The following is a 10,764-nucleotide window of genomic DNA, read 5'->3' as shown; positions in this document are numbered from 1 at the left end:
GCTTTTTTACTTAGTCCGCGTCGTAGCCGAGATTCGGCGCCAGCCAGCGCTCCACTTCTGTGACCGACATCCCTTTGCGTGCCGCATAATCTTCCACCTGGTCACGCTGGATCTGCGCCACGGCGAAATAGCGGCTGTCAGGATGGCTGAAGTACCAGCCAGAGACTGACGCGCCCGGCCACATGGCAAAGGATTCGGTGAGCTTCATGCCGGTCTGTTCTTCCACCGCCAGCAGACGCCAGATGGCGGCTTTCTCAGTGTGCTCCGGGCAGGCCGGATAGCCTGGTGCCGGACGTATCCCCTGATAATTTTCCCGAATCAGCTCTTCATTGCTGAGATTTTCGTTGGGCGCGAAGCCCCAGATCACCTTACGTACCCGCTCGTGCAGGTATTCGGCAAAGGCTTCCGCCAGACGGTCAGCCAGCGCTTTCACCATGATCTTGTTGTAGTCGTCATGCTGACGATCGTACGCCTCCGCCAGCGCATCCTCTTCCAGCCCGCCGGTCACCGCGAAAGCACCGAGATAGTCCGCTTTGCCGCTCGATTTCGGGGCCACAAAATCCGCCAGACAGTAGTTGGCGAAGTCGGTTTTTTCGGTCTGCTGGCGTAAGTGATGACTCACACACAAAATCTCATCACGCCGCTCATCACTGTAGAGATGAATATCATCGCCGACCCGGTTAGCCGGAAAAATACCGACCACGCCACGTGGCTTCAGCAGCGACTGCTGGCTTAATTTGTCGAGCATCGCATTGGCATCGGCAAACAGACGCTGCGCCTCTTCACCCACCACCTCATCCTCCATGATGCGGGGATATTTGCCCGCCAGCGACCAGGTCATAAAGAATGGCGTCCAGTCGATGTAGTTGCGCAGCGTTTCAATGCTGGCCTCCACCTGGCTGACCCCGGGACGATGCGGCACGGGTGGCGTGTAACTCTCCCAGTCAATTGAGGTGGCGTTATCGCGCGCCGCCTGCAGCGAGACCGGCGGCGTGCGCGGCTTTTTGCGTGCATGCTGAATGCGCACGGTCTCGTACTCTTTGCGGGTTCGGGCGACGAAATCCTCTTTTAAGGTAGCGGAAAGCAGCGACGACACCACGCCAACGGTGCGTGAGGCGTTCTGCACGTAGACCGTCGGGCCGCTGTAATGCTGCTCAATTTTGACAGCGGTATGCGCCTTCGAGGTGGTCGCGCCGCCAATCAGCAGCGGTAAGGTAAAGCCCTGACGCTCCATCTCTTTCGCCATGTTGACCATCTCATCCAGCGACGGCGTAATCAGGCCTGATAAGCCGATGATGTCCGCATTCACTTCGCGCGCCGTTTTAAGAATTTTTTCGCCCGGCACCATCACGCCAAGGTCAATGATTTCGTAGTTATTACACTGCAGCACCACGCCGACAATATTTTTCCCGATGTCGTGCACGTCGCCTTTGACCGTGGCCAGCACGATTTTACCGTTGCTGCGCCCCGCCTCTTTGCTGGCTTCGATAAAGGGTTCCAGATACGCCACCGCCTGCTTCATCACGCGCGCCGATTTCACCACCTGCGGCAGGAACATCTTGCCCTCACCGAACAGGTCACCGACCACGTTCATGCCGGACATCAGCGGGCCTTCAATCACCTCTATCGGCCGTGGTACCTGCTGGCGCGCCTCTTCGGTATCCTGCTCGATAAACTCGGTGATCCCCTTGACCAGCGAATACTCCAGCCGTTTCACCACGTCCCAGCTGCGCCATTCCGCGAGCTGTTTTTCCTGCGCGCCATCGCTTTTGCCGCCACGGTATTTCTCCGCCAGCGCCAGCAGCCGCTCGGTGCCATCATCCCGCCGGTTAAGAATCACATCCTCTACCGCCTCGCGCAGTTCTGCCGGCAAATCATCATAAATCGCCAGCTGGCCTGCGTTGACGATGCCCATATCCATGCCTTTACGGATGGCGTAATAGAGAAAGACGGCATGTATCGCTTCACGCACCGGATCGTTGCCACGGAATGAAAACGATACGTTGGAGACGCCGCCGGAGATCATCGCATGGGGCAGCTCGCGCTTGATATCTTCGCAGGCACCAATGAAATCCATGGCGTAGTTGTTGTGTTCGTCGATGCCGGTGGCGACCGCAAAGATGTTGGGGTCGAAGATAATATCTTCCGGCGGGAAACCGACCTGTTCGGTGAGGATCCGGTAAGCACGGCGGCAGATCTCAATTTTACGGGCGCGGGTATCCGCCTGACCCACTTCGTCAAACGCCATGACCACCATCGCCGCGCCGTAACGCCGGACCTGACGCGCATGATGAATAAAGGCCGCTTCACCCTCTTTCATCGAAATTGAGTTCACGATCCCTTTGCCCTGAATGCACTGCAACCCTTGCTCAATCACCTCCCATTTTGAGGAGTCGATCATGATCGGCACGCGGGCGATATCCGGTTCGCCAGCAATCAGATTCAGAAAGCGTACCATCGCCGCCTCGGCGTCGAGCATGCCTTCATCCATGTTGATATCGATGATCTGCGCGCCGCTCTGCACCTGCTGCAGCGCCACTTCCAGCGCTTCGTTATACTTCTCTTCTTTGATCAGCCGTTTAAATTTTGCCGAGCCGGTGACGTTGGTGCGCTCACCGACGTTAACAAACAGTGACTCTGCGGTGATGTTAAGCGGCTCCAGACCGGAGAGACGGCAGGCCACCGGGATCGTCGGCAACTGACGCGGTGCGACGCCTTCAACCGCCGCCACCATGGCAGCGATATGTTGCGGTGTGGTGCCACAGCAGCCGCCAATAATGTTCAGGAATCCGGCGGTGGCCCATTCACCAATCTGCTGCGCCATCACTTCCGCATCCAGATCGTATTCGCCAAAGGCATTGGGCAGACCGGCGTTGGGATGGGCGGTCACGTAGCCTTCAGCGATGCGCGACAGTTCCGCCACATACTGACGAAGTTCGTCGGGTCCCAGTGCGCAGTTCAGGCCAAAAGAGAGCGGTTCGGCGTGACGCAGCGAGTTGTAAAAAGCTTCGGTGGTCTGGCCGGAGAGCGTTCGGCCGGAGGCGTCGGTGATAGTGCCGGAGATCATCAGCGGCAGCGCCACGCCAAGCGCTTCCATCTCGGTCTGCACCGCATAGATAGCCGCCTTGGCATTCAGCGTATCGAACACCGTTTCAATCATGATGATGTCGGAACCGCCCTCCACCAGCGCGCGGGTCGATTCGCGGTACGCCTCCACCAGCTGATTAAAAGTGACGTTACGGTAGGCAGGATCGTTAACATCGGGTGAGATCGAGCAGGTGCGGTTGGTCGGGCCGAGCACACCCGCGACATAACGCGGACGATCCGGCGTTTTCGCCGTCCACACATCGGCGCAGGCTCGCGCCAGGCGGGCCGCTTCAAAATTGATCTCCGCCGATAAACTTTCCATCTGGTAATCCGACATCGCAATCGACGTGGCGTTAAAGGTGTTGGTTTCGAGGATATCCGCACCCGCCGCCAGATAGGCGTCGTGGATCTCGCGGATCACTGCCGGTTTACTCAGCACCAGCAGATCGTTATTGCCTTTGAGATCGCAAGGCCAGTCAGCAAAACGGCTGCCGCGATAATCCTCTTCTTCCAGCTTATAGCTCTGGATCATGGTGCCCATACCACCATCCAGCACCATAATGCGTTGTGCGAGCTGCTGTTTTAACGCGTCGATTTTATTGCTCACTGTTGCCCCATTCACGTCAGTCTGCTGGCGGAAAAGCCCGTTTTTCATTCTGGCACAAGCTGGTCAGGCGACAAAGTAACCTCGAATGAGAGTTTTTCAGGTCACGGCTGTACAGGTCTGACCAGAAAACCAGCGTTTGCAAAGCGCGCGATTAAAACGAAAATGATTTCCACAATGTAAAAGGAGAACAATGATGGCAACCCCGGTTCCTGTTAAGCGCGGCAAGAAACCCCGTGGCACCCCTGTCGCCGCACCCGCGGGCGGTCAGGTGCAATCGCTGACCCGCGGCCTGACGCTGCTGGAGCTGATTGCTGACTCACATGGCAGCGTAGCGCTGACCGAGCTGGCTCAGCAGGCGGGTTTGCCTAACTCCACCACGCATCGCCTGCTCAGCACCATGCAGCAGCAGGGTTTTGTCCGGCAGGTGGGCGATCTCGGGCTGTGGACGATCGGCGCACACGCCTTCGTGGTCGGCAGCAGTTTCCTGCAGAGCCGTAACCTGCTGGCGCTGGTACACCCGGTGCTGCGTAGCCTGATGGAGCAGTCCGGTGAAACGGTGAATCTGGCGGTGCTGGATCTCAGCGATCACCAGGCGGTGATCATTGATCAGGTGCAGTGTACCCAGCTGATGCGAATGTCTGCGCCGATTGGCGGCAAGCTGCCGATGCATGCGTCTGGCGCAGGCAAAGCATTTCTGGCCCACCTGGGCGATGAGCAGGTCACCGCCCTGCTGCATCAGAAAGGATTGCATTACTACACGCCGAAAACCCTGATGTCACCGCAGAGTCTGAAAGAGAATCTGGCGCTGGTGCGCAAAGCGGGCTTCTCATTTGATGATGAAGAGCATGCGCTTGGACTGCGTTGTGTCGCCGCGCCAATCTATGACGAACATGGCGAGGCGTTTGCCGCGCTCTCTATCTCCGGCCCCATCGCCCGCATGACTGACGATCGGATTACTGAATTAGGTGCACTGGTCATCCGCGAAGCGCGCCAGGTTACGCTGGCGTACAGTGGTCGTTAACTTTATCTGCGCCGTAGCAGACGCTGAAACGCTGCGTCTGCCGCCAGGCGATCACCTCTTCCACATGGCCCTGGGCGATGCGCTGCTGCTGCGCGCGCCACCAGCGGGCGTCGAATATCTCCGGATGCAGTTGCAACAGCAATGCGCCGGTAGCAGCTTCACTGCATAACGCATAGCGGAAGGTTTCCGGGAAGACATCGTCCGGCCCGACGCTGTACCAGGGCTCGGCGCTGAGTTCATCCTCCTCATAGCGCGCCGCGGGCACCTCCCGGAAGTGCAACTCCTGCATCGGGCGAATCTCATCGTAATCGTAAAAAATCACCCGGCCATGGCGGGTGATGCCGAAGTTTTTAAACAGCATGTCTCCGGGAAAGATATTGGCCGCCGCCAGCTGTCGGATAGCATTGCCATACTCTTCAATCGCGTGACGTCGCTCTGCGGCATTCGCCTGGGCCAGGTAGAGATTGAGCGGCTGCATACGGCGCTCCAGCCACAGGTGACGAATAATCAGGCGATCGCCTTCGATATGCAGCTTCTCCGCCACGCAGGCGTGGAGCTCTGCCAGCAGCGCCGGAGAGATGCGCGACAGCGGCAGCGCAAACTGCTCGAACTCCTGCGTATCCGCCATACGTCCCACGCGATCGTGCTCTTTGACCTGCTGATAACAGGCGCGGACCTGTGCTTCCGTCACCTCTTTTTGCGGCGCGAAGCGATCCCTGATGACCTTGAACACCCAGTCAAAGCCCGGCAGCGTGAAGACCAGCATCACCATGCCGCGCACGCCGGGTGCGATCTCAAAGGCCGTCTCATTTTCTGCCAACGCCTGAAGATATTCGCGATAGCTCTCGGTTTTACCGTGCTTCTGGCAGCCAATCGCCATATAGCGCTCCGCCAGGGTTTTGCCAGGCAGTATCGGTTGCAGCCAGGCAACCAGCGCCGCAGGCACCGGCGCATAAACCATGAAATAGGCGCGGGCAAAACCAAACACAATGCTGGCGTCATTCACATCGGTCAGACAGGTGTCGATCCACAGTTCGCCCGTTTCACTGCGCTGGATCGGCAGCAGACAGGGCAAGATGCCCTCCGGCAGATGCAGGCGCGCCACCAGCCAGGCAGTTTTGTTACGATAGAAGAGTTCACTGTTAACCTCGAGCCAGCCCTGGTTCAGCCGGGGAAAATGCGACTGCAGGTGGCGGACAATCCAGCCGACGTCGCGAGCGCGCTGCTGCCACGGCAACGTCAGCGGTAAATCGCTCAACACCTGATCCACCAGTGCCAGCCAGCCCCGCTCCGGCTGATAACGGCGCGATAACGGGCGCAAAGGTGTGACCGGTGCGGTCAGGGATTGAGAGCTGAAGATAAACAGCCGGTCCGGCTGCAGATCGGCATGTCCATGTAACCGGCAGTAGACAGAATTAAAGAAGCTTTCGGCAATTTCATGCCGTGGATAGCCGGGCAGCAGGCTTTGATAGTGGTCCTTAACCCGCAGCCAGAACATCTCATCCCAGTTGGCCGCACCGTTCAGCACCCGCAGTTGATCGGCAACCAGGCTGACGTGATGGTCATAGAGATGAATACGGGCCTTCATGGCATGTTGCACCGCCTGCCATTCCGCCTGCTCAAACCGCTGCTGTGCGCCAGCAGTGATGTCGAGAAAGCGACCATACTGTGCATCAAAACCCTGCAGGATAGTGTGGGCGATCAATGATTCGCGTGGCGGCATAATCAGCTCCGGTAAACGCCCGCCCGCGGTTTGCGGACGGGGAATCAGTCAGAGGAAAAGGGTCAGAACTGATGCTCTTCGGTCGAACCGGTGAGCGCGGTGACCGAGGACTTACCGCCCTGAATGATATTGGTTACCTGATCAAAATAGCCGGTGCCCACCTCTTGCTGATGCGAAGAGAAGCTGTAACCGCGATCGCGGGCAGCGAACTCAGGCTGCTGAACCTTTTCAACATAGTGACGCATCCCTTCGCCCTGGGCGTAGGCGTGGGCCAGATCAAACATGTTGAACCACATGCTGTGGATGCCCGCCAGCGTGATGAACTGGAAGCGATAGCCCATGTCGCTGAGCGCCTGCTGAAACTTCGCGATGGTGCGATCGTCGAGGTTCTTCTTCCAGTTGAACGACGGTGAACAGTTGTAGGCCAGCAGCTTGCCGGGGAAACGCGCATGAATGGCGTCGGCAAAGCGCTGCGCCATCGCCAGATCCGGCGTTGAGGTTTCACACCACAGGATGTCAGCATAAGGTGCATAGGCCAGCCCGCGACTGATCGCCTGTTCAATGCCGGCGTGGGTGCGGAAGAAGCCTTCTGCCGTCCGGTCGCCCTGGATAAAGGGACGATCGTATTCATCGCAGTCTGAGGTAATCAGATCGGCGGCGTCGGCATCAGTTCGTGCCAGCAGCACGGTTGGCACGCCCATCACATCGGCAGCCAGCCGTGCCGCCACCAGTTTCTGAATGGCTTCCTGAGTCGGTACCAGAACTTTGCCGCCCATGTGACCGCATTTTTTTACCGCCGCCAGCTGATCTTCGAAGTGGACCGCCGCCGCGCCCGCCTGAATCATCGCCTTCATCAGCTCATACGCATTCAGCACGCCGCCAAAACCAGCTTCAGCATCGGCCACAATTGGCAGGAAGAAATCGGTGTGCCGGCTGTCCCCCGCTTCAATGCCGCTGGACCACTGAATCTGATCGGCGCGCTGAAAGGTCTGATTAATGCGCGTCACCACTTCCGGCACCGAGTTCACCGGGTAGAGGGACTGATCGGGATACATCTGGCCCGCCACGTTGGCATCCGCCGCTACCTGCCAGCCAGAAAGGTAGATCGCTTCGATGCCCGCTTTGGCCTGCTGCAGTGCCTGCCCGCCGCTCAGCGCACCCAGGCTATTGATATACCCTTTCTTCGCCTCGCCATTCAGCAACGCCCATAATTTTTCCGCACCGCGCTCTGCCAGCGTACAGGCGGGCAAGACCGAGCCGCGCAGATTGACGACCTCTGCTGCGCTGTAAGGGCGGGTAATGCCCTGCCAGCGTGCGGTCTGCCAGAGTTGTTCCAGTTGATCGATCTGTTGAGTACGTGTCATGGCAATAACTCCTCTGTTCAGGGGATCAGGCGATAGCCTGGCAGGGTAAGAAAGGAAACCAGCTCGCGCTCGGTGGTGATCTGAGCCATCAGCTGCGCCGCGTCGTCATAGCGACCGGCGCTGAAGTGGGCTTCGCCCAGCGCGTTTTGCAGCAGATGCAGCTCTTCGTTAAGCCAGCGCAGAAACAGTTCAGCTGTGACCTGCTGGCCGTTGTTCAGCATTTGCTGATGATGAATCCATTGCCAGATTGAGGTGCGTGCGATCTCAGCGGTGGCGGCATCCTCCATTAGTCCGTCAATCGGGACACAGCCGTTACCGCTGATCCACGCTTCCAGATATTGCAGCGCAACACGGATGTTGGCGCGCATACCGGCTTCGGTGCGCTCACCCTGACAGGGCGCCAGCAGCTGCTCCGCTGTGATCGTCGCATCCTCTTCCCGCATGACCTGCAGCTGGTTTGGCCGGTCGCCCAGCGCAGCGTTGAAGACCGCCATCGCGGTCTCTGCCAGACCAGGATGAGCAATCCAGGTGCCGTCATGCCCGTTACCTGCCTCCCGCTGCTTATCTTCCGTCACGCGCTGCAATACCCAGGCATTGCGCGTGGGATCTTTAGCGGGAATCAGCGCTGACATCCCGCCCATCGCAAAAGCCCCCCGCCGATGACAGGTTTTAATCAGCAGTCGCGAATAAGCGTCCAGGAACGGCTGAGACATGGTGACGGACTGGCGATCCGGCAGCACGCGATCCGCATGCTGTTTAAGGGTTTTGATATAGCTGAAGATGTAATCCCAGCGGCCACAGTTGAGGCCAACAATGTGATCGCGCAGATTCCACAGGATCTCATCCATCTGAAACACGGCGGGTAAGGTTTCGATCAGGACAGTGGCTTTGATAGTGCCACGCGGCAGATCGAACTGATCCTCGCTGAAACTGAAGATCTCACGCCACCAGGCGATCTCCTGCCAGCTCTCGGTTTTCGGCAGATAGAAATAAGGCCCGCTGCCTTTGGCCAGTAATGGCCGGACGTTGTGGAAGAAATAGAGCGCGAAATCAAACAGCCCGCCCGGAATTGCCTTCCCCTGCCAGCTGACATGTTTTTCTGACAGATGCAGACCGCGCACCCGGCACATCAGTACCGCAGGGGTAGCGCCGAGCTGATAAATTTTGCCTTTGTCGCTGGTATAACTCAGGGTGCCCTGTACTGCTTCGCGCAGTGTCAGCTGCCCTTCAATCAACTTTGACCACTCCGGAGACAGCGAATCCTCAAAGTCGGCCATAAAGACTTTAACGTTTGAGTTCAGGGCGTTAATCACCATTTTCCGATCGGGTGGACCGGTGATCTCGACCCGACGATCTTCTAAATCTGCCGGAATAGATTGAATACGCCATTCACTGGCCCTTATGGAAGCCGTTTCCATATCGAAGTCTGGCAGATAGCCCTGGTCATATTGCTGCTGACGCTGCTGGCGAGCCGATAACAGCACTTCGCGTTGCGGTGCAAAGCGTGCGACCAGAGACTCTAAAAAAGAAACAGCCTCGGGCGTTAACAGCTGCTGTTCTGCATGGCTAAAGGGCTGGCTGAAAATCAGGGTATGGCTGATCACTGAGTCTGTCATGCTGGCGTTCTCCTGTATTCAAAGGATCGAAAGCAGCGGATCCACACGGTGTTTATTTTGTGAGCTACAGGATCAGAGCATAAGCATTTATTTTTTTAAATAAAAAACTATTTCCATTTTTAAATACAAAACAACCTATCCTGATGTTTTATCTGAAATAAAACTTTAATCCATTAAAGGAATCGCTTTCAGTTAACGTTTTAAAGGCGAAAAAAAACCGTGTTGCCATCGGCTAACACGGTTCAGTTGATCTTCAGACGGGACTATTCCAGCGTTGGGTTCATGTGACGCAGATCGAACGGCGTGATCTGGTAAACGTAGTAGTTGAGCCAGTTCGAGAACAACAGATTGCCGTGACTGCGCCAGGTGGCGCGGGGTGGCAATACCGGATTATCCTGCGGGAAATAGTTATAAGGGACTTCCGGATTTACCCCCGCTTCATAATCGCGATGATACTCACCAGACAACGTCAGGGCATCATATTCCGGGTGACCGGTAACAAACACCAGACGTTTGTCTTTACTCGCCATCAGATAGGCACCGGTTTGTTCCGATTCAGCAAACAGCTCAAGATCGGTGTAATCCGTTATCAAATGAGTGGGAAAATCAGCATAGCGTGAGTGCGGTGCGAGGAAATTATCATCAAAACCGCGGGTCAGTAACGCATGGGGATGCAGTATCTGATGCTCATAGACGCCAGACAGTTTGTTATGCCGGGTTTGCTTGGGAATGCCATACAGAATGTTAAGCGCGGCCTGAACCGCCCAACAGACAAACAGGGTTGAGGTGACATGCTCATTTGCCCAGTGCAGAACGCGCTGAATCTGTGGCCAGTAAGCGACATCATTAAAATCAACCAGCCCGAGTGGTGCACCTGTCACGATTAAGCCATCGTAGTTATCATGCTGGATATCTTCAAAATTGCAGTAGAAGTTGTTGAGGTGCTCAGTGGGCGTATTGCGTGACTCGCGGCTGTCGATGCGCAGCAGCTGAATATCGATCTGTAAGGGCGAGTTGGAAAGCAGACGCAGAAACTGATTCTCCGTTTCGATCTTTTTCGGCATCAGATTCAGTATGAGCACTTTAAGCGGGCGGATCTCCTGAACACTGGCGCGCGACGATGTCATCACAAAGACATTTTCGTCACGCAAAAAATTCACTGCCGGTAATTCGTCGGGAACCCTGATTGGCATAACCTGCTCACCTCTTACAACCATATAAACGTTTAGACATCTGGATGCCCAACATTAGCCTGATCGTTGTAAGATGTCGAGGTTTGATGCAGAAAATGAAAATGTTTCAGTTTAACGTGGCAAAGTGCAGACGTAAAAAAGCCCCGCACTACT

General features: G+C 56.6%; 6 protein-coding genes. 1 reads left to right on the top strand and 5 read right to left on the bottom strand.

Going from position 1 to position 10,764, the window contains the following annotated elements; genetic code table 11:
• Positions 1-10: 10 nt before the first annotated feature.
• Positions 11-3,694 carry a methionine synthase gene (metH, locus tag PAG01S_RS14975; protein WP_062759411.1) on the bottom strand — a complete coding sequence of 1,228 codons (3,684 nt, stop codon included), beginning with the start codon at positions 3,692-3,694 and terminating at the stop codon, positions 11-13.
• A 193-nt stretch (positions 3,695-3,887) separates the two neighbouring features.
• On the opposite strand from metH, the gene iclR reads away from it, so the two are divergent.
• The gene (gene iclR / locus PAG01S_RS14970; RefSeq protein WP_010252683.1) at positions 3,888-4,715 is read left to right on the top strand and encodes a glyoxylate bypass operon transcriptional repressor IclR; all 828 of its coding nucleotides are present in this window, start codon (positions 3,888-3,890) and stop codon (positions 4,713-4,715) included.
• On the opposite strand, the gene aceK is transcribed toward iclR, so the two are convergent.
• The 4 genes from aceK to metA form a co-directional block, all read right to left on the bottom strand.
• Entirely contained in the window at positions 4,690-6,438 is a 1,749-nt protein-coding gene (aceK, locus tag PAG01S_RS14965) for a bifunctional isocitrate dehydrogenase kinase/phosphatase (protein WP_062759329.1), read from the bottom strand. The two genes, iclR and aceK, sit on opposite strands and share 26 nt — an antisense overlap.
• A 62-nt stretch (positions 6,439-6,500) precedes the next feature.
• Positions 6,501-7,802 (bottom strand): isocitrate lyase, encoded by a 1,302-nt coding sequence (gene aceA, locus PAG01S_RS14960; protein ID WP_010672196.1) that lies wholly within the window; start codon positions 7,800-7,802, stop codon positions 6,501-6,503.
• A 17-nt stretch (positions 7,803-7,819) separates the two neighbouring features.
• Complete coding sequence (gene aceB / locus PAG01S_RS14955) at positions 7,820-9,418, bottom strand: malate synthase A (RefSeq protein ID WP_062759328.1); 1,599 nt, start codon at positions 9,416-9,418, stop codon at positions 7,820-7,822.
• A 263-nt stretch (positions 9,419-9,681) separates the two neighbouring features.
• Positions 9,682-10,611 (bottom strand): homoserine O-acetyltransferase MetA, encoded by a 930-nt coding sequence (gene metA / locus PAG01S_RS14950; protein WP_010252696.1) that lies wholly within the window; start codon positions 10,609-10,611, stop codon positions 9,682-9,684.
• Positions 10,612-10,764 lie beyond the last annotated feature (153 nt).

The organism is Pantoea agglomerans NBRC 102470 (genome assembly GCF_001598475.1).
GTDB classification, from domain to species: Bacteria; Pseudomonadota; Gammaproteobacteria; order Enterobacterales; family Enterobacteriaceae; genus Pantoea; species Pantoea agglomerans.
The sequence above is the reverse complement of the archived record's forward strand: the minus strand, read 5'-3'. Positions and strand labels throughout refer to the sequence as shown.